The 17,248-nt window shown below is 63.6% G+C and carries 20 protein-coding genes; 12 read left to right on the top strand and 8 right to left on the bottom strand.

Annotated elements, in window-relative coordinates; genetic code table 11:
* Positions 1-11 precede the first annotated feature (11 nt).
* Both ABT24_RS05615 and ABT24_RS05610 read right to left on the bottom strand, forming a co-directional pair.
* Positions 12-593 carry a hypothetical protein gene (locus ABT24_RS05615; protein WP_276731992.1) on the bottom strand — a complete coding sequence of 194 codons (582 nt, stop codon included), beginning with the start codon at positions 591-593 and terminating at the stop codon, positions 12-14.
* A 97-nt stretch (positions 594-690) separates the two neighbouring features.
* Positions 691-1,755: a homocysteine S-methyltransferase family protein gene (locus tag ABT24_RS05610; protein WP_013107565.1), complete on the bottom strand. Its 1,065-nt coding sequence runs from the start codon at positions 1,753-1,755 to the stop codon at positions 691-693.
* A gap of 192 nt (positions 1,756-1,947) precedes the next feature.
* Here ABT24_RS05610 and ABT24_RS05605 point away from each other — a divergent pair, with 192 nt between their 5' ends.
* The 4 genes from ABT24_RS05605 to ABT24_RS05590 all read left to right on the top strand — a co-directional run bounded on the left by ABT24_RS05605 (position 1,948) and on the right by ABT24_RS05590 (position 4,623).
* Positions 1,948-2,361, top strand: coding sequence for a transcriptional regulator algP (locus ABT24_RS05605; RefSeq protein ID WP_276731988.1), 414 nt, complete (start codon positions 1,948-1,950; stop codon positions 2,359-2,361).
* An 85-nt stretch (positions 2,362-2,446) separates the two neighbouring features.
* Complete coding sequence (locus ABT24_RS05600; RefSeq protein WP_423837855.1) at positions 2,447-3,535, top strand: transporter; 1,089 nt, start codon at positions 2,447-2,449, stop codon at positions 3,533-3,535.
* A gap of 36 nt (positions 3,536-3,571) precedes the next feature.
* The gene (locus ABT24_RS05595; RefSeq protein ID WP_276731983.1) at positions 3,572-4,084 is read left to right on the top strand and encodes a copper chaperone PCu(A)C; all 513 of its coding nucleotides are present in this window, start codon (positions 3,572-3,574) and stop codon (positions 4,082-4,084) included.
* Between the two features lie 11 nt (positions 4,085-4,095).
* Positions 4,096-4,623 (top strand): TlpA disulfide reductase family protein, encoded by a 528-nt coding sequence (locus tag ABT24_RS05590; RefSeq protein ID WP_276731979.1) that lies wholly within the window; start codon positions 4,096-4,098, stop codon positions 4,621-4,623.
* Positions 4,624-4,658: 35 nt separating this feature from the next.
* On the opposite strand, the gene ABT24_RS05585 is transcribed toward ABT24_RS05590, so the two are convergent.
* A complete protein-coding gene (locus ABT24_RS05585) occupies positions 4,659-6,566 on the bottom strand; it encodes a potassium transporter Kup (protein ID WP_276731973.1) in 1,908 nt (635 codons plus the stop codon).
* A gap of 183 nt (positions 6,567-6,749) precedes the next feature.
* Here ABT24_RS05585 and hemN point away from each other — a divergent pair, with 183 nt between their 5' ends.
* The 3 genes from hemN (at position 6,750) to ABT24_RS05570 (ending at position 9,861) form a co-directional block, all read left to right on the top strand.
* Positions 6,750-8,150: an oxygen-independent coproporphyrinogen III oxidase gene (gene hemN, locus ABT24_RS05580; RefSeq protein ID WP_286737465.1), complete on the top strand. Its 1,401-nt coding sequence runs from the start codon at positions 6,750-6,752 to the stop codon at positions 8,148-8,150.
* An 80-nt stretch (positions 8,151-8,230) separates the two neighbouring features.
* Positions 8,231-8,854: a MarC family protein gene (locus tag ABT24_RS05575; RefSeq protein ID WP_013107573.1), complete on the top strand. Its 624-nt coding sequence runs from the start codon at positions 8,231-8,233 to the stop codon at positions 8,852-8,854.
* Positions 8,855-9,105: 251 nt separating this feature from the next.
* Entirely contained in the window at positions 9,106-9,861 is a 756-nt protein-coding gene (locus ABT24_RS05570) for a sulfite exporter TauE/SafE family protein (RefSeq protein WP_276731967.1), read from the top strand.
* 84 nt (positions 9,862-9,945) lie between these two features.
* Here the strand turns inward: ABT24_RS05570 and ABT24_RS05565 are convergent, their stop codons facing one another.
* Together ABT24_RS05565 and ABT24_RS05560 are read right to left on the bottom strand one after the other, a co-directional pair.
* Positions 9,946-10,137 carry a YgaP family membrane protein gene (locus tag ABT24_RS05565; RefSeq protein WP_013107575.1) on the bottom strand — a complete coding sequence of 64 codons (192 nt, stop codon included), beginning with the start codon at positions 10,135-10,137 and terminating at the stop codon, positions 9,946-9,948.
* Between the two features lie 78 nt (positions 10,138-10,215).
* Positions 10,216-10,887 carry a Crp/Fnr family transcriptional regulator gene (locus tag ABT24_RS05560; RefSeq protein ID WP_276731963.1) on the bottom strand — a complete coding sequence of 224 codons (672 nt, stop codon included), beginning with the start codon at positions 10,885-10,887 and terminating at the stop codon, positions 10,216-10,218.
* A gap of 121 nt (positions 10,888-11,008) precedes the next feature.
* On the opposite strand from ABT24_RS05560, the gene mnmG reads away from it, so the two are divergent.
* The 5 genes from mnmG to ABT24_RS05535 all read left to right on the top strand — a co-directional run bounded on the left by mnmG (position 11,009) and on the right by ABT24_RS05535 (position 15,996).
* Entirely contained in the window at positions 11,009-12,943 is a 1,935-nt protein-coding gene (gene mnmG / locus ABT24_RS05555; RefSeq protein WP_276731960.1) for a tRNA uridine-5-carboxymethylaminomethyl(34) synthesis enzyme MnmG, read from the top strand.
* Entirely contained in the window at positions 12,940-13,614 is a 675-nt protein-coding gene (gene rsmG / locus ABT24_RS05550) for a 16S rRNA (guanine(527)-N(7))-methyltransferase RsmG (protein WP_423837854.1), read from the top strand. The genes mnmG and rsmG overlap by 4 nt, the downstream gene beginning before the upstream one ends.
* Before the next feature lie 115 nt (positions 13,615-13,729).
* The gene (locus tag ABT24_RS05545) at positions 13,730-14,503 is read left to right on the top strand and encodes a ParA family protein (protein WP_013107579.1); all 774 of its coding nucleotides are present in this window, start codon (positions 13,730-13,732) and stop codon (positions 14,501-14,503) included.
* Entirely contained in the window at positions 14,500-15,066 is a 567-nt protein-coding gene (locus tag ABT24_RS05540) for an RBBP9/YdeN family alpha/beta hydrolase (protein ID WP_286737460.1), read from the top strand. The genes ABT24_RS05545 and ABT24_RS05540 overlap by 4 nt, the downstream gene beginning before the upstream one ends.
* A 27-nt stretch (positions 15,067-15,093) precedes the next feature.
* Positions 15,094-15,996, top strand: a complete 903-nt coding sequence (locus ABT24_RS05535) for a ParB/RepB/Spo0J family partition protein (RefSeq protein ID WP_276731954.1) — start codon at positions 15,094-15,096, stop codon at positions 15,994-15,996.
* Here ABT24_RS05535 and ABT24_RS05530 read toward each other — a convergent pair whose 3' ends face one another.
* From ABT24_RS05530 to ABT24_RS05520, 3 genes are all read right to left on the bottom strand, one after another.
* The gene (locus ABT24_RS05530) at positions 15,997-16,275 is read right to left on the bottom strand and encodes a hypothetical protein (protein ID WP_013124570.1); all 279 of its coding nucleotides are present in this window, start codon (positions 16,273-16,275) and stop codon (positions 15,997-15,999) included.
* Between the two features lie 75 nt (positions 16,276-16,350).
* The gene (hemP, locus tag ABT24_RS05525; protein WP_276731952.1) at positions 16,351-16,545 is read right to left on the bottom strand and encodes a hemin uptake protein HemP; all 195 of its coding nucleotides are present in this window, start codon (positions 16,543-16,545) and stop codon (positions 16,351-16,353) included.
* Between the two features lie 219 nt (positions 16,546-16,764).
* A partial coding sequence (locus ABT24_RS05520) for a GGDEF domain-containing protein (protein ID WP_286737456.1) occupies positions 16,765-17,248 on the bottom strand: 484 nt, incomplete at its 5' end.

Genomic DNA, 17,248 nt, shown 5'->3' with positions numbered 1-17,248 from the left:
CTTGCCCCGCCTTATGCGCGCAGCCGATTGAGCGACTGCAGCTCGTAGATCAACCTCGTGCGCACGCCATTGATCGACAGCGTGTCCTCGATGCCCTTGACCGCGCGCCCTGCTGCCGGCGCGTACCAGTAGTGCGTCATCACCGTGGCCTGCGCGGCGGTGTAGTGCCCTTGCAGGCGAATGGCGTGAAAAGTGCCTGCGGGCACGGTGATGGTCTGTTCGGCCTCCACGCTCACACTCACGCCCAGCCGGGTGTGCAGTTCCCAATCGGGCTGGCTCTGGGTGATGGTGTCTTTCCAGTTCTTGCCCACGCTCAGCGGAAAGTCGAACTGCGGAAACGCCGGGCTGTACTGAATCGCCTCGCCCGGCACGATTTCGCGTGAGAGCAGGTCGAACTGCTTGGAATAGATGTTTTTCAGCACCGGCGCGTCGGCCTTATTGGTGCGCTGCACTTCGACATGCACCTCGCCATTCGGCCCGATCTGCGTGACGTGATTGGCCAGCACTAGACCGGCGTCACCACGCTCGATTTCTTCCTGCGTGCGGGTGACGAACACCCAGCGGTCTCCAACGCGGATATCGGGCAACTGCATCTCATGTCTCCTCTAGGGCTCGAACGGAGTTGCGATTTTGCCCGCACGCCCGGCAAGACGCTGCGCGCGGCGCAATGCCCGTCAAGGCCTAGGTGAATCAGTCCGCGTCGGCATAGAACCCGGCACGGCGGCGCGCGCGCGGGGCTTCGTCTTTCACCGCCGATTGAATGGCGGCGATGTGCTCGGGCGTGGTGCCGCAGCAGCCACCGACGATGTTCACCAGGCCCTCGGCGGCAAACTCGTGCAGCAGCCGCGAGGTCACTTCGGGCGTTTCATCGAAGCCGGTGTCGCTCATCGGGTTGGGCAGGCCGGCATTGGGGTAGCAGGAGATGAAGGTGTCGGGCGCGGCCTTGGCGAGTTCCTGCAGATAGGGCCGCATGAGGGCTGCGCCCAGCGCGCAATTCAGCCCTATGGCCAGCGGCTGGGCGTGGCGCACGCTGGCCCAGAATGCGGTCACGGTCTGGCCGGACAGCACGCGCCCGGAGGCGTCGGTCACGGTGCCGCTGATGATGATGGGCAGGCGCTCGCCGGTTTGCTCGAAGACTTCATCGACGGCGAACAGCGCCGCCTTGGCGTTGAGGGTGTCGAAAATGGTTTCCACCAAAATGACGTCGGCGCCGCCGCGCATCAGCGCGCGGGTCTGCTGGGCATAGGCGGCGCGCAGGGTCTCGAAATCGACATTGCGCGCGCCGGGATCGTTGACGTCCGGGCTGATGCTCGCGGTCTTGGGCGTGGGGCCCAGAGCGCCCGCGACGAAACGCGGCTTGTCCGGGGTGCTGAACTTGTCGCAGGCCGCGCGCGCGAGCCGGGCCGAGGCTTCGTTCATCTCGTCCACCAGTTCGGCCATGCCGTAATCGTCCTGCGCCACCGTGGTCGCACCAAACGTATTGGTCTCGACCAGATCGGCGCCCGCGGCCAGATAGCCCTCGTGAATGTCGCGGATGATCTGCGGCTGCGTCAGGCTGAGAAGCTCGTTATTGCCCTTCACATCGCGCGGCCAGTCTTTGAAGCGCTCGCCACGATACTGCGCTTCGCTGAGTTTGAAGCGCTGGATCATGGTGCCCATCGCGCCATCGAGGATGACGATGCGTTGCTTGAGCAGAGCAGGCAGTTGGGCGGCGCGGGTGTAGGGCTTGGGGGCGGGTGGGTGGGCGGTCTGCATCCTTGCATGGTAAAGGCTTGCAGGGTGGGTGCCTGTGGCCTGATCTGCGCGGTGCGAAGCCTGCCTGCCTGACGGCGCTGCCGCGGGTGCTGCTGCGCCGAATCAGATTTCAGCCGCAATGTATTGCGCAAACGCAAAATCGCCAGCGACGGCGCTTGTTTGCGTAAGATGCAAAGCAGACACTCCACCGCCATGCGCTTTCTGCCGCGTCTGTTTTCCACTCTGCGCCACGCCTCCCATCTGATCTGGGTGGTGCTCGCGGCGCTCATGCTGCAGCCGCTGGCGTTGGCGCGGCAGCCGGCTGCGGTTTGGATCTCGCTGCCGTATTGCGCGAGCGCCGCCGCCGACCACGATGCGTCGGCGCGCAGCGCACAGCCCGCGCGCCACAGCCCGTCGCAGCCGCACGCGCATAGCCTGCTGGTCCTGCTCAACCCGGCAGCGGCGGTCACGGCGTCCGCCCAGGCTGCGTTGCCCGCGCCCGACAAATCGGTCCTGCCCAGCAAAGCAGGGGGGGTCGCACAATGCCCTGCCTACCGGGCCGCGCCGTATGCGGCAGCGCCGCCCCACTCCCCGCAACAGCCCCGCGCTCCACCCCGGTTCTCCTGACCCGCTTTCCAAGTCGCGCTGCGCGTTTCGCCACACGCGGCGCTCGGCATGCACGCCCGCCCCTGCGGGCCTACAGGAGTCTTTGATGCTTTGCGTACATTCCCCACGGGCAAGACACTTGCCCGCCCCCCAGTCGCGCGCCCTGCGCGCTGCCAGCCTGGCCTGCAGCGCCATGGCGCTGGCTTTTCCCTTGTCTGCGCACGCCTGCGCCACCTGCGGCTGCAGTCTGAGTACCGATGCCGCCATGGGTTATTCCGCCGCCTCGGGTTGGCGGGTCAATCTGCAGACCGACTACATCAACCAGAGCCAGCTCCGCACCGGCACGCACAGCGTGTCGGCGGCGAGCGTGGCCGCGCTCAACCCCGCCGCGGGGCAAGAAGTCGAGCACGACACCATCAACCGTTACACCACCCTGGGGCTGACGTACAGCCCGAATGCCAACTGGTCGGTCAACCTGCAGATTCCCTACATCGACCGCAGCCACAGCACCTATGGCGCGGCCACGCCGGATCAGATCACGGCAGGCAACCTCAGCGGCGCCACGCTGCGCGGCCTGGGCGACGTCAAGCTCATCGGCAGCTACCAGGGCCTGCTGCCCACGCACAACGTCGGGCTGCAGCTCGGACTGAAGTTGCCGACCGGCCGCTACGGCGGGCCGAACGCCGACGGCACGGGCACGGTGGGCCGCAACCCGGTTGCTTTTTCCAGAGGGCCGAGTGCCGGGCAACTGGTGGACACCAGTCTGCAGCCCGGCACGGGCAGCACCGATCTGATCGTCGGCGCCTACGCCTACCAGGCCATCAGCCAAGACTTCGACGCCTTCGTCAGCGGTCAATTTCAGGCGGCGGTGGCGCACAAGCTCGACACCCCGGGCGAGGACTACCGCCCGGGCAACCTCGCCAGCCTGAGCTTTGGCCTGCGCGATGAGGCGCGCCCCGATTTCGTGCCGCAAGTGCAGGTGAACATCACGCACAAAAGCCACGACCAGGGCGCGCTGGCCGACACCGCGGATACTGCGGGCACCGTGGCCTACCTCAGCCCCGGCCTATCGGCGACACTGGTCAAGGGCTGGCAAGCCTACGGCTTTGTGCAACTGCCGGTGTACAGCCGCCTCGACGGCTATCAGCTCTTCCCGCACTGGACGGCCAGCCTGGGAATCAGTACCGCGTTTTAATTCTTTGCTTTCTTTCACTCGCAAACGGAGTTCACCATGCGTTCAAACGCTTTTTTCTCTCGCACCGCCCGGCGCGGCCTGGCTGCAGGCGCGCTCAGCCTGGGGCTGCTCGGCTCGGCCTTCGCCGCGGGCATCCAGGTCACCGACGCCTGGATCCGCTGGCTTCCGGCCAACCTGCCTGCGGGCGGCTATGCCAAGGTCACCAATGATACCGACAAGGAGATCAAGCTCGTCGGCGCCTCCAGCCCGAAATACGGCATGGTCATGCTGCACCAGACGGTCAACAAGAACGGCATGTCGAATATGGTGCACGTCGATGCCATTCCCATCGCCCCGCACAAAAGCATGGCCTTCACCCCGGGCGACTATCACATCATGCTGATGCAGCCCAAGCCGGGGATCGAACCGGGGCAGAAGGTGCCGGTCACGCTCAAGTTCTCCGACGGTCAGACGGTCACCGCCGAATTCGAGGTGCGCAAACCCACCGCCTCGGGCCCGGGGGACATGAAGGGCATGGACATGGATCACATGCACGGCATGCAGCACTGAGCCGTCAGACGATGACCGCATGGTCCCGGCGCGCCCTGCTGCAACGCGGCGCCTACCTTGGCCTGAGCCTGCTCGGCATGGGCTCGCAGACGGCCCGGGCGGCTGGCCTGCACGTCGGCCAGCCCGCACCGGTCGCGGTGCTGCAGACCCTGGACGGGCAGACGATCTCCACCGCAGCGCTGCGCGGCGAGGTCGTCATCCTCACTTTCTGGGCGACCTGGTGCGACCCCTGCCGAGCAGAGCTGCCCGTGCTGTCGCGCTATGCCGCAGACCACGCCGCGCAGGGCTTGCGGGTGCTGGGCTTCTGCCTGGACGGGCCCGAACGGCTGGCGCAGGTGCGCGCCGTCGCTGCCACGCTGTCTTTCCCCGTCGGGCTGCTGCCCAGCCCGTGGATGCCCGGCTACGGCCGCATTTGGCGGATTCCCGTGAGCTTTGTCATCGATCGCGACGGCCGTCTGGCCGATAACGGCTGGAACGATCCGCACCCGGCATGGACGCAAGAGCGGCTGCAGCAAGTCGTCGGCCCGCTGCTGGTTTGAGTGTCCCTAGATTTGCCGCGCGGGGACAGCCTGGCTCAGATCTCGACCTGCGTGCCCAGCTCCACCACGCGGTTGGGCGGAATGCGGAAGTAGTCCGACGCATCCTGCGCGTTGCGGCTCATCCATGAGAACAGCACTTCGCGCCACAACGCCATGCCGGGCAGCTTGGACGGAATGATGGTCTGCCGCGCCAGGAAGAAGGAGGTTTCCATCAACTGGAATTCCAGGCCGTAGAGCCGTTCGCATTCCTTGAGCAGGCGCTGAATATCGGGCTCGTCCTGGAAGCCCAGCTCGACGTGCAGTAGGTAGATGCCCTCGTCCATTGGTGTGAGCTTGAGCCCCTGCTCGGCGCTCACATGCGGCACATCCATGGTCTGCGCCGAAAGAAAAATCACCCGCTCGTGCAGCACCTTGTTGTGTTTGAGGTTGTGCAGCAGCGCGTGCGGCACGGTGGTCGCACTGGGGGTGAGGTAGATGGCCGTGCCCTCGACCCGCGTTGGCGGGTAGGTGGACAGGCTGGCGACGAAATCCTGCAGGTTCAGCGCGTGCTCCTCGAGCTGGCGACGCAGCAGACTGCGGCCGCGCTTCCAGGTGGCCAACAGGGTGTAGACCACGGCGCCGAACAGCAGCGGGAACCAGCCGCCGTGATCGATCTTCAGCGCGTTGGACGACAGAAAGGCCAGATCGATCAGCGCGAACAGCCCGAACACCGCATTGGCCCGCAGGGCGCTCCAACCCCAGCGGTGCTGCGCGATCATCCAGCAGAACGCGGTGGTGACGATCATGGTGATGTTCACCGCGATGCCGTAGGCCGCCGCGAGGTTTTCCGCCGTTTTGAAACTCAGCACCAGCAGGATGACAAAGACGAGCAGCAGCCAGTTGATGAACGGCACATAAATCTGGCCCTGATTGCCCTCGTTGGTGAACACCACCCGCATGCGCGGCAGATAGCCCAGCTTGATCGCCTGCGTGGTCATGGAAAATGCGCCCGAGATCACCGACTGCGCCGCGATGACGGTGGCGGCTGTAGCCAACCCCAGCAGGGGCCACAGCGCCCAGGACGGCGCCAGATAGAAAAACGGATTCTTCGTCGCCTCGGGATGGGCCAGCACCAGCGCGCCCTGGCCGAGGTAATTGAGCACTAGACCGGGCATCACCACGCACACCCAGGCAATCTTGATCGGCAGGGGGCCGAAATGTCCCATGTCGGCGTACAGCGCCTCGGCGCCGGTGAGCACCAGAAACACCGCGCCGAGCAAAATGAGCGCCACGCCGGGCTCGCGCACGAACATATGGGCGCCGTAATACGGATTGAGCGCCAGCAAGATCGAAGGGTTTTGCACCACCTGCGCCAAACCGAGCAGACCGATGGCAGCGAACCACACCAGCATCACCGGGCCGAAGTAGCGGCCGACCAGCGCCGTGCCGTGCTTTTGCACCACGAACAATCCCACCAGTATGCCAGTGGTGATGGGCACGATCCAGTCGTTGAAAACCGGGGTGGCCACGCCCAGACCCTCCATCGCCGAGAGCACGGTGATCGCCGGGGTAATGATGCTGTCGCCGTAAAACATCGCCGCACCCACCAAGCCCAGCGTCGTGACCACGGCGCGTCGGCGCGAATCTTTGGGAAAACGACGCATCACCAGGGCCAGCAGGGCGAGGATGCCGCCCTCGCCGTCGTTGTCCAGGCGCATCACGAACGACACGTACTTCACCATCACGATGAGCATCAGCGCCCAGAAGATCAGCGAGATGACGCCGAAGATATTGTCCGGGCTGTACGGCATACCGTGACCGGGGCTGAACGCGGTTTGAAAGGCATACAACGGACTGGTGCCGATGTCGCCGAACACCACACCCAAAGCGCTGATACTCAGCGTGACCAAGCCAGTTTTTTGCGCGGATCGCGGCGCGTTCGTCGGATGTGTTTGCGTCTGCATGAAAAGTCGCGGGCCATGTCGCTAAGCCAAAAACCCCCGCAGGATAGTCCATTGCTCTGCAGGGCGCCGTCTTGCGCCTCAGACTGTTGGTTTTGCGCCGCAGCAAACGCACCGCTGCCTCGCCAACCGTTGCGTCAGATCAAAACCTTCCTGCTGGCTTTGCGCAAACATTCAATCATTATGATGAATCAATCTCTCGACTTCCAGCCCGAGCTGCTCCAGCGTTTCGACATCTCCGGCCCGCGTTACACCTCCTACCCCACCGCCGACCGGATGCACTCCGGTTTCGGCGCGCGCGACTACGCCGAGGAATTGCGACGCCGCGCCCAGCGTCCCGGCGAGCCGGTGTCGCTCTATTTCCATGTGCCGTTCTGCGAGACCCTGTGCTACTACTGCGGCTGCAACAAGATTCCCACCAAGAATCACGGCCGCTCCGCGCCCTATCTCGACAGCGTGGAACAGGAACTGGGGCTGATTGCCAGCCTCTTGCAGGCCCGTCTGCCCGTCACCCAGCTGCCCTGGGGCGGCGGCACGCCCACCTTCCTGAATGACGAGGAAGCCGCGCGGCTGATGACCATGACGCGCGAACATTTCGACCTGCAGCCCGGCGGTGAATTCTCCATCGAGATCGACCCGCGCAAGGTGAATGAGACGCGCGTGGCGCATCTCGCCCGGCTCGGCTTCAACCGCATGAGCGTGGGCGTGCAGGATTTCGCGCCGGAGGTACAGCAGGCGGTCAATCGCATCCAGAGCGTGGAAGAAACCCGGCTGGTGATCGACGCTGCCCGTGCCAATGGTTTTGGCTCCATCAGCCTCGACCTGATCTACGGCCTGCCCTTCCAGAACCTCGATTCGTTCGCCCGCACCCTCGATCAGGTGATCGAGATCTCGCCCGACCGGCTCTCGCTCTACAGCTACGCGCATCTGCCCCATATTTTCAAGCCGCAGCGCCGCATCAACGCCGAAGACCTGCCTACGGCCGAGGTCAAGCTCGGCCTGCTGGGTCTGGCCATCCGACGGCTGGAAGAAGCGGGTTATGTCTATATCGGCATGGATCACTTCGCTAAGCCGGGCGACGAGCTCGCCCGCGCGCAGCGTGAGGGCAAGCTGCACCGCAATTTCCAGGGCTACTCCACGCAGGCCGAACTCGATCTGCTGGCCTTTGGCGTATCCAGCATTTCCAACGTCGGCAATTGCTATGCGCAGAACGCCAAGACCATCGACGAGTACACCGAGATGCTGGCTTTCGGCAAGCTGCCCACGGCGCGCGGGGTGCATCTCACTCCCGAAGACCACCTGCGTCGCACCGCCATTCAGCGGCTGATGTGCGATTTCCAGCTCGATCTGGCCGCACTGGCCGACGAATTCAAAGTGGACGCCGCCGCCACCTTTACCCTCGACCTGCAGCGCCTCAAGCCGCTGGAAGATGCCGGGTTGGTCGTGCGCGAAGGCCCGCAAGGTCTGCGCGTCCAGGTCACGCCGCAAGGCCGCCTGCTGGTGCGCATCGTCGCCATGCAGTTCGATGGCTATTTGCATCAGCCGCGCGAGCAACTGTTGCAGCCCCGCTATTCGCGGGTGATCTAAACGCTGGCCCGTCACGCCCGGCGGTGAGATGAGGGCGAGGGCGCCGATAATGGAGCCCGCGCACTCACAACTCCAAATCCATGAATCTGGTCAAGCCCTTGATCGCCCTGCTGGCGATCGTCAATCCGCTGGGCATCATTCCCTTTTTCATTCTGTTCACCGAGAGTTTCTCGCGGGAGCAGAAGAAGCGGACCATCCTCGTCGCTTCGATCTCGGCGTTTCTGGTCATCGCCGTCAGCACGCTGATCGGCGCTGATCTGCTGCATTTTTTCGGCATTTCCATTGCGTCGTTCCAGGTCGGCGGCGGCATGCTGCTGCTCATCAGCGCCATCAGCATGCTCAACGCCAAAACCGGCGCCACCAAATCGACCAGTGACGAGGTAGAAGAAGCCGCCGACCGGGCCAGCGTGGCCGTGGTGCCGCTCACCATCCCCCTGCTCACAGGCCCGGCCACCATCAGTACGGTGATCATTTATGCCAGCAACACGCACCACTGGTGGCAGCACGCGGTGCTGATCGGCTACGGCGTGATCATTGCCGGGGCCGCGGCGCTGTGCTTCATGGCGGCCGAACCGATTGCGCGGTTTCTGGGCAAGACCGGCATCAATGTGATGACCCGCTTGATGGGCCTGATCCTCTCGGCGCTCGCGGTGGAAATGATGAGCGACGGCCTGATCAAGCTGTTTCCGGGCCTGGGACGCTAACCTGCAAACCCCAACTCTCAGGGTTCGCCCCTAGTGCGCGCGGCAGCCAAAATTCGAACAATGTTTTGTATTGCGATTGGGCTCACCCAACGCGCCCCAACAAGAGGGATCGAGGAGACAAACGACCTGCAACCCAGGTGGTTTCACGACAACAGCGCTGCACAAGATGGCTGCGCAAGCAGTACCCCGAAGCACCGTGAACACTCGTTCCGGTGCTTTTTTACGCCCCGCTCCCCTCGCCCGCTCCCAATATGGAACTGATCCTGCTCGGCATTGCCGCGCTCTTTGCCGGGTTTGTCGATGCCATTGTCGGCGGCGGTGGTCTGGTACTCGTACCCGCCCTGTTTGCCGCGTTTCCCAACGCGGCTCCTGCCACGCTGTTTGGCACCAACAAAGGCGGCGCCATCTGGGGCACCTCGGCGTCAATGTGGTCGTATGTGCGCCGGGTTCAGCCCCCTTGGTCCACTGTGGCGCCCGCCACCCTTGCAGCGTTTGTCGGCGCGCTTGGCGGCGCCTGGCTCATCACACAAGTCAAGTCGACTGATTTTCGGCAGGCCCTACCTTTCATTCTGCTGGCCGTATTGCTCTACACCCTCAAGCGCAAGGATTTGGGACATCACCATGCCCCGCACCTGAGCGGCGGCGCCGAGCGGGCTCTGGCAGTGTGCGGCGGCCTGCTGATCGGTTTTTACGATGGATTTTTCGGGCCGGGCACGGGCAATTTCTTGATTTTCCTGTTTGTCCGTGGCTTCGGCTTTGATTTTCTCCATGCCTCGGCCAGCGCCAAAGTGGTCAACGTGGCCTGCAATCTGGCGGCCCTGCTGGTGTTCGCCAGTAAAGGCCATGTCATGTGGCAGTATGCCGCGCTCATCGCGGTGTGCAATATTGCGGGTAGCCTGCTGGGCACCCGGCTCGCCTTACGCCGGGGCACGCACTTCGTGCGCGGCGTCTTTCTGCTGGTCGTCGCGGCGCTCATTCTCAAGACCGCGCACGACGCGTTTTTCTGAACAAACATAAAAAAAGCGCCGCATGTTGCCAGGGGGCGCTTCATCTGAAACACGGCGTTGAAGCACGGCACATGGCCGCCTGCCTTATTTTTTCATCGGGCAGGTGTTCATGCCGATGATGGAATACAGCGGGCAGAATTTGAACAGGCCCGTGACCAGCGGCACAATGCCGATCCAACCCCAGACGCCGATGGTGCCCATCAGGCTCAAGGCGATCAGAACGATGCCCACAATAATGCGCAGAATGCGATCGATACCGCCAACGTTGAATTTCATGGTCCACTCCTTGAAAAATGAATATCGCAATTTGACACCGATTCGTGCGGACGCACAGTGACCTCGGTCACACGCGTTTTACCCCGACAGCTCCCCGGCGGCCACTTGGCGCAGCACGGCGGGCTGCAGAATGTCGATCTTCTCGCGCGACAGCCCCACCCACCCGGCGGCTTCGAAGCGCTTGAGCAGGCGGGTGACGATCTCCCGCGCCGTGCCCAGCCGGTCAGCCAGTTGCTGATGGGTGCTCTGCAGACGCGGCCCTTGGCCCAGCAGGGCTTGCGCCAGACGTTGATCCAGGCGATGAAAGGCCAGCGCATCGATCAAGGCAGTTATGTCGGCCATGCGCGCGGCAAACTGGCCGAGAACGAACCGGCGAAAGGCCGGAGCGCATTGCAGCCAATGCTCGAACAATTCAGGACGGATCATCCACAGCGCCCCCTCGGTCTGCATTTCCGCAAAGGCCGTGAGCACCTCACCCGAAAACAGGCTGGCCGACGACACCAGGCAGATTTCACCCGGAGTCAGGCGATACATCTCCAACTGCCGCCCGGAGGGCGCCATGCGAAACACGCGCGCCTCGCCAGACAACACCAGCGGGAACCCGCCGCAGTTCGCGCCGGGCGCGAAAAGCTGCGTTCCGCGCGGCACCTGCATCACGGTCGCCCCGCCAGCCCATTCCGCCTCCAGCTCAGCGGTGGGCACAGAGGTCATCGAGGGATAAAGCTCTTGCAGTTCGCGCAGGGTTTGCATGGAATTGAGTCGAAAAATCAAAATAATGCGGTTCGTGGATATGTTTCACGTGAAACAAAGCCCGACCAAGCTGCCGCACCGGGTAAACCCGCATAAAATAATCGGGTTGAGGAGACACACAGTGGATTATCCGCGTAACTTTGATGTCGTTGTCATCGGGGGTGGGCATGCCGGCACCGAGGCGGCTCTGGCCGCTGCGCGCATGGGCTGCGCCACCTTGTTGCTGACGCACAATATCGAAACCTTGGGCCAGATGTCGTGCAATCCGTCGATAGGCGGCATCGGCAAAGGACACCTCGTCAAAGAGGTGGACGCGCTGGGTGGCGCGATGGCCGAGGCGACTGACGAAGCAGGCATCCAGTTCCGCATTCTCAACGCCAGCAAAGGCCCTGCGGTGCGCGCTACCCGGGCGCAGGCCGACCGTCAGCTCTACAAGCGTGCCATACGCGGACGGCTGGAAGACCAGCCCAATCTGTGGCTGTTCCAGCAGGCGGCCGATGATTTGCTGGTGGAATCGACCGGCCAAAGCGAGCGGGTTACGGCCGTGGTCACGCAGATGGGCATCCGCTTTCGCACCCGCACTGTGGTGCTGACCGCTGGGACGTTTCTCGACGGGAAAATTCACATCGGACTCGACCAATACGCCGCCGGGCGCGCGGGCGATCCGCCCTCGCTGCGTTTGTCCGCCCGGCTGAAGGCGCTCGCACTGCCGCAGGGGCGGCTCAAGACCGGCACGCCGGCGCGCATCGACGGCCGCACCATCGATTTTTCCAAGCTCATCGAGCAGCCGGGCGACCTCAACCCGATGCCGGTTTTCAGTTTTCTCGGCTCTGCCGATCAACACCCTGCACAGGTCGCTTGCTGGATCACCCATACCACCGAGCAGACGCACGACATCATTCGCGCCGGGCTCGATCGCAGCCCGATGTTCACCGGAGTGATCGAAGGCGTGGGCCCGCGCTATTGCCCGAGCATCGAAGACAAGATTCACCGCTTCGCCGACAAGTCCTCGCACCAGATTTTTCTCGAACCCGAGGGGCTGCAGACCAACGAGTTTTACCCCAATGGCATCTCCACCAGCCTGCCCTTCGATGTGCAGATTGCCATGGTGCACTCGATTCCGGGGCTGGAAAATGCCCATCTGCTGCGTCCCGGCTATGCCATCGAGTACGACTATTTCAACCCGATGGCGCTGAAAACCTCGCTGGAAACCAAGGCCATCGATGGGCTGTTCTTCGCGGGGCAGATCAACGGCACCACCGGCTACGAGGAGGCCGCTGCGCAAGGGTTACTGGCGGGCATCAACGCCGCGTTGCAGGTACAGGGCCGTGATCCTTGGTGTCCGCGGCGCGATCAGGCCTATCTCGGCGTGCTGGTTGATGACCTGGTGACCAAAGGGGTGAGCGAGCCCTACCGCATGTTCACCAGCCGCGCCGAGTACCGGCTCAGTCTGCGCGAAGACAACGCCGATCTACGTCTGACCGAGATCGGCCGCGAACTCGGCGTGGTGAACGACGCCCGCTGGGATGCGTTCTGCCGCAAACGTGACGCCATCGAGCGCGAGATTCAACGGCTGCGCACCACCTGGGTCACGCCGCAAAGCCTTCCGCCCGAACAGGCTGAAGCGCTGCTGGGCAAATCCATCGAACGCGAATACAACCTTGCCGACTTGCTGCGTCGCCCCGAACTGCGTTACGACACCCTGACCGCGTTCCCGCACCCCGCTTTCGCCCCGGAATTCCCGCTGGGAGAGACCGAGCGCGAGCAGGTTGAGATCCACCTCAAATACGCCGGTTACATCGAACGCCAGCAAGATGAAGTCGAGCGCGCTGCGCAGCAGGAATCGTTGCGCCTGCCGGCCGATCTCGACTACCGAGAAGTGTCGGGACTGTCCATCGAAGTGCAGCAAAAGCTCAATCAAGCCCGCCCCGAGACGCTTGGCCTGGCCTCGCGCCTGTCGGGCATGACCCCCGCGGCCGTTTCCTTATTGTTGATTCATTTGCGCAAAGGCGTCCTCAAAAAAGCGCTCAAGCTAGAAAAGGATGCCCTCGCGTGAGTGCGATTACCCCCCGCACCGCTGGCGGCTTTTCCCTCGAAGACTTTTTGCACCAAACCCTGTCCGCGCTCCAACTCGACTTTACCGCGCGCCAGCGCCAGCAATTGCTCGACTACACCGCCTTGCTGCAACGCTGGAACCGGGTGTTCAACCTCACCGCGGTACGCGATCTCGAGGGCATGGCCCGGCTGCATCTGGCCGATTGCCTAGCCGCACTACCCGCTCTGCAACGCCTAGCCCCCCGGCGCCTGTTGGACGTCGGCTCGGGCGGTGGCCTGCCCGGCATCGTGTTTGCCATCGGCCTGCCCGACACGGAAGTTCATCTGATCGATGCGGTGCAAAAGAAATGCGCCTTTCTACAGCAGACCAGCGGCAGCCTGCAACTCAGGCAGGTCAGCGTCCACCATGCGCGCGTCGAAGCTCTGGCCGATGCACGCGGTTTTGATTGCATGACCAGCCGCGCCTTCAGCGATCTGCCTTTGCTGATTCAGAGCACCCGGCATCTGCTTGCCGACGGCGGCCAGTGGTGCGCCATGAAGGGCCAAACGCCTCGAGATGAAATCATGGCGTTGCCCGCGGATGTGGCCACGCAGATAGAACCCCTTCAGGTGCCTGGGCTCGATGCACAGCGTTGCCTGGTGTGGCTGCGGCTGACGTCTGCTGACCGCTGATTTCGTGGCCGAGCCATCGGCTCCGGCACAATACAGCCTCGGTTGAGCCAGAAGTCTGTAGGACTCCTCACTCAGCACCGTTTCACGTGAAACATCGGTTTTCTGGAGAATCGGCTTGGCGCAGATTTTTTGCATCGCAAACCAAAAAGGTGGCGTCGGCAAGACCACCACCAGTGTCAATCTGGCGGCCGCCCTGGCGAACATCGGCCAGCGCGTTTTGCTGGTCGATATGGACCCGCAGGGTAATGCCACCATGGGTTCCGGTGTGGACAAACACGCCCTTGAGGCCTCGGTTTACGAAGTTTTGATCGGGCAGGCCGAGCTTGCCCAGGCCCGGCAACGCAGCGCCAAAGCCGGGTATGACCTCATCGGCGCCAATCGCGAACTGGCCGGCGCCGAAGTTGAGCTGGTCAGCCTGCCGCAGCGAGAGCGCCGACTCAAGACCGCGCTTGCCACCGTCGATGCCGACTACGACTTCATCCTGATTGACAGCCCGCCCGCCCTGGGCCTGCTCACACTCAACGGCCTTTGCGCCGCGCACGGCGTCATTGTTCCGATGCAATGCGAGTACTTCGCCCTCGAAGGGCTGTCCGATCTGGTCAACACCATCAAACAGGTGCACGCCAACCTCAACCGCGATCTGCGCATCATCGGCCTGCTACGGGTGATGTTCGACCCGCGCATCACCTTGCAGCAGCAGGTCAGCGAACAAATCAAAAACCATTTTGGCGACAAAGTGTTCAACACCGTCATTCCCCGCAACGTGCGCCTAGCCGAAGCGCCAAGTTACGGCCTGCCTGGCGTGGTGTTCGACCCAAGCAGCCGCGGCGCCAAAGCCTTCACCGAGTTTGCCCAGGAAATGGTTGACCGCCTGGCCGTGGCCGCATGACCCGCATTCTGCTGCTCCCCGGCTGGCAAGGCTCGAGCGACGGGCACTGGCAGCGCCGCTGGGAAAGACTTTACGGCGACACCGTGGTGGAACAGGCCGACTGGGATTTTCCGCGCCGCGGCGACTGGATCACCCGGCTGGAAGACGTCATCCTCGCCCAGCCCGGCCCGGTCGCGCTCGTCGGCCATAGCCTGGGCTGCCACCTGATCGACGCCTGGTCGGCCAGCACGCGCCATGTCGACCGCGTCGTCTGCGCACTGCTGGTCGCGCCGCCCGATATGGAGAGCAATGAACTGCCCGCCGCCTTGCTCCCCTGGCGACATCCCTTGAGCCAAGCGCCGCTGCCCTTCCCTGCCATGCTCGCCGCCAGTACCGACGACCCCTATTGCCGCTGGCAGGTCGCACAACAGCTCGCCCAGCGCTGGGGGGCCCGCTGCGCCAACCTCGGCGCCTACGGGCACGTCAATACCGCGTCCGGCCTGGGCGATTGGCCCCAAGGCCGTCAACTGCTGGACGCGATACTGCCGCCCGCCCAGCACCCTACCGCCCTTTTTTCTGCTTGATCACCCCGCTTGATCCGTCTCACGCTCATGGCAACCAAAAAACCCAAAGGACTCGGCCGCGGCCTCGACGTGCTGCTCGGCCCCTCCGTCGAACTCTCGGAAACCGACGCCGCCGCACTACGCGAACTGCGGCTGGACGATCTCGTGCCCGGCCGCTATCAGCCCCGTGCGCAGATGGACGAAGGCGCCCTCTACGAACTGGCGCAGAGCATCAAGGCGCAAGGCGTGATGCAGCCCGTGCTCGTTCGCGCCCTGCCCGATGGCCGCTATGAAATCATCGCCGGAGAGCGCCGCACCCGCGCCGCCCGCCTTGCCGGGCTCGACAGCGTGCCCGCACTGGTGAAAGAGGCCGACGACCGCACCACCCTGGCCATGGCCCTGATCGAAAACCTCCAGCGCGAAGACCTCAATCCGCTGGAAGAAGCCCGCGGCATCGCCCGGCTGATCGAAGAGTTCGGCCACACCCACGAACAGGCCGGACAAGCCGTCGGCCGCTCGCGCACCGCCACCAGCAATCTGCTGCGCCTGCTGCAACTGAGCGAGGCCGTGCAGACCATGCTGCTGGCGGGCGATCTCGACATGGGTCACGCCCGCGCGCTGCTATCGCTCGACAAGGCGCAGCAGGTTCAGGCCGCACAGCAAATTCTGGCCAAACGCCTGAGCGTGCGCGAAGCCGAGCGACTCGTGGCTCGCGCCCAGCAAGCGCAGAACCCGGGCGCCACGCCCAAAAAAGCCAAAGCCGCCAAAGATCAAGACTGGAAGCGGCTGGAAGAAGAACTGTCGGAGCGCTTCACCGCCCCGGTTGAAATTCGCAGCAAGGCGGGCCGCAAAGGCCAGCACAGCGGAGAAATCGCGATTCGATTTTCCTCGCTGGACGAGCTCGACGGGCTGCTCGCGCTGCTGCGCGGCGGTGATAGCGCTCAACCGTAATTACTGTAACGCCGACGACGCCGTCGCAAAGCGGCAGGCCGAATGCGCATCGGCCCGCTCCACCTCGCAGCCCAGCGTCAGCCAGTACGCTGCCAGACGGCGGCAGACGATGCTGAGTTCGGCGCTGAGTTGAGGGTGTTGCTGCAAGGTCTGCAGATTACGGCCGATTTTCTGCATGACCGCAAGACTGGGCTTGTCCGCGTAAAACGTCATCAACGCCAGGGTTCCGGCCAACAGCGGCTCGGCGGAGTCGATTCGGGTTTTATGGGTATTCGGCATAAAAATCGCATGGCTAGCTAATGTGCTGGAGGACTAGTCCACACAAGGCTGGCGAGCAAAGCTGCGAGAAATCAACTACTTGGTCAAAATCAACTTGTCCTGCCGCGTTAAACGCAGTTGGTAAGTCTGCCCCTGATGGCGAATCTGCACCACAGAGCCTTGCCGGAAAAGCTCGCGCGAATGCAGGGTCAAGCCCGCGTTCGCACCCGGCTCCAGCGCGGAGACTACGTTCGCTGCTCGCGGCAATGGCTTGCACAGCCGCGGGTTCATCGTGACCACTCCATCGCCGCCCACGTCAGCAGCAGCACCACCAACAGACTGAGCCCAAGTTCTGCATATCCCATGATCGATCTCCCAAGTCAGGTCGGCCCGGAATCAGACCCACCGAGGCGAAACGCTCTGCGCCATCGCCTTGGGGCTATCTTATTGCGAATAATTCTTATTTGTAGGAATGCCCTCGTGATTCAGAGGGAATAGCGTGAACAGACCCTAGTCGCAATAAAGCTCGGTGCGATTACGCCCGCCCTGTTTGGCGCGATACATCGCCTGATCGGCCATCGACAGCACCCTGTCGATGCTCTGCACCGGCGCATCGCATCCCGCGATGCCCAGACTCAGGCTCAAGCGCACCACTCCGGCCGAGGTCTGGAACGGGTGCGCCGCCACGAACTCGCGCACCCGTTCCGCCACCTCCAAGGCCTGCGACGCGCGCATGTGCGCGAGCAGAATGCAGAACTCCTCGCCGCCCATGCGAGCGAACACATCGCCCTCGCGCAAAAGCGACAGCACCACCTGGGCAAACTCCACCAGGATTTCGTCCCCCACCGGGTGGCCATAGCGGTCATTGATCTGCTTGAAATGGTCGAGATCGATCAGCATGATGCAAGGCCCTGGCTGCCCTGCGGGCCGCGTCCGCAGGGCGTGCTCCGGATGCATGTTGTGGAAGGCATAGGACTCGTCGCCCCGGAAGGCC

Origin of the sequence: Thiomonas sp. SCN 64-16 (assembly GCF_001725585.1) — a bacterium.
Classification (GTDB): domain Bacteria; phylum Pseudomonadota; class Gammaproteobacteria; order Burkholderiales; family Burkholderiaceae_C; genus Thiomonas; species Thiomonas arsenitoxydans.
This window is presented reverse-complemented; position numbering and strand designations above follow the sequence as displayed.

Excerpts from the sequence above, each read along its gene's own strand:
- ABT24_RS05615 (WP_276731992.1), bottom strand. The coding sequence starts at position 593 with ATGCAGTTGCCCGATATCCGCGTTGGAGACCGCTGGGTGTTCGTCACC.
- ABT24_RS05610 (WP_013107565.1), bottom strand. The coding sequence starts at position 1,755 with ATGCAGACCGCCCACCCACCCGCCCCCAAGCCCTACACCCGCGCCGCC.
- ABT24_RS05605 (WP_276731988.1), top strand. The coding sequence starts at position 1,948 with ATGCGCTTTCTGCCGCGTCTGTTTTCCACTCTGCGCCACGCCTCCCAT.
- ABT24_RS05600 (WP_423837855.1), top strand. The coding sequence starts at position 2,447 with ATGCTTTGCGTACATTCCCCACGGGCAAGACACTTGCCCGCCCCCCAG.
- ABT24_RS05595 (WP_276731983.1), top strand. The coding sequence starts at position 3,572 with ATGCGTTCAAACGCTTTTTTCTCTCGCACCGCCCGGCGCGGCCTGGCT.
- ABT24_RS05590 (WP_276731979.1), top strand. The coding sequence starts at position 4,096 with ATGACCGCATGGTCCCGGCGCGCCCTGCTGCAACGCGGCGCCTACCTT.
- ABT24_RS05585 (WP_276731973.1), bottom strand. The coding sequence starts at position 6,566 with ATGCAGACGCAAACACATCCGACGAACGCGCCGCGATCCGCGCAAAAA.
- hemN (WP_286737465.1), top strand. The coding sequence starts at position 6,750 with ATGAATCAATCTCTCGACTTCCAGCCCGAGCTGCTCCAGCGTTTCGAC.
- ABT24_RS05575 (WP_013107573.1), top strand. The coding sequence starts at position 8,231 with ATGAATCTGGTCAAGCCCTTGATCGCCCTGCTGGCGATCGTCAATCCG.
- ABT24_RS05570 (WP_276731967.1), top strand. The coding sequence starts at position 9,106 with ATGGAACTGATCCTGCTCGGCATTGCCGCGCTCTTTGCCGGGTTTGTC.
- ABT24_RS05565 (WP_013107575.1), bottom strand. The coding sequence starts at position 10,137 with ATGAAATTCAACGTTGGCGGTATCGATCGCATTCTGCGCATTATTGTG.
- ABT24_RS05560 (WP_276731963.1), bottom strand. The coding sequence starts at position 10,887 with ATGCAAACCCTGCGCGAACTGCAAGAGCTTTATCCCTCGATGACCTCT.
- ABT24_RS05540 (WP_286737460.1), top strand. The coding sequence starts at position 14,500 with ATGACCCGCATTCTGCTGCTCCCCGGCTGGCAAGGCTCGAGCGACGGG.
- ABT24_RS05535 (WP_276731954.1), top strand. The coding sequence starts at position 15,094 with ATGGCAACCAAAAAACCCAAAGGACTCGGCCGCGGCCTCGACGTGCTG.
- ABT24_RS05530 (WP_013124570.1), bottom strand. The coding sequence starts at position 16,275 with ATGCCGAATACCCATAAAACCCGAATCGACTCCGCCGAGCCGCTGTTG.
- hemP (WP_276731952.1), bottom strand. The coding sequence starts at position 16,545 with ATGAACCCGCGGCTGTGCAAGCCATTGCCGCGAGCAGCGAACGTAGTC.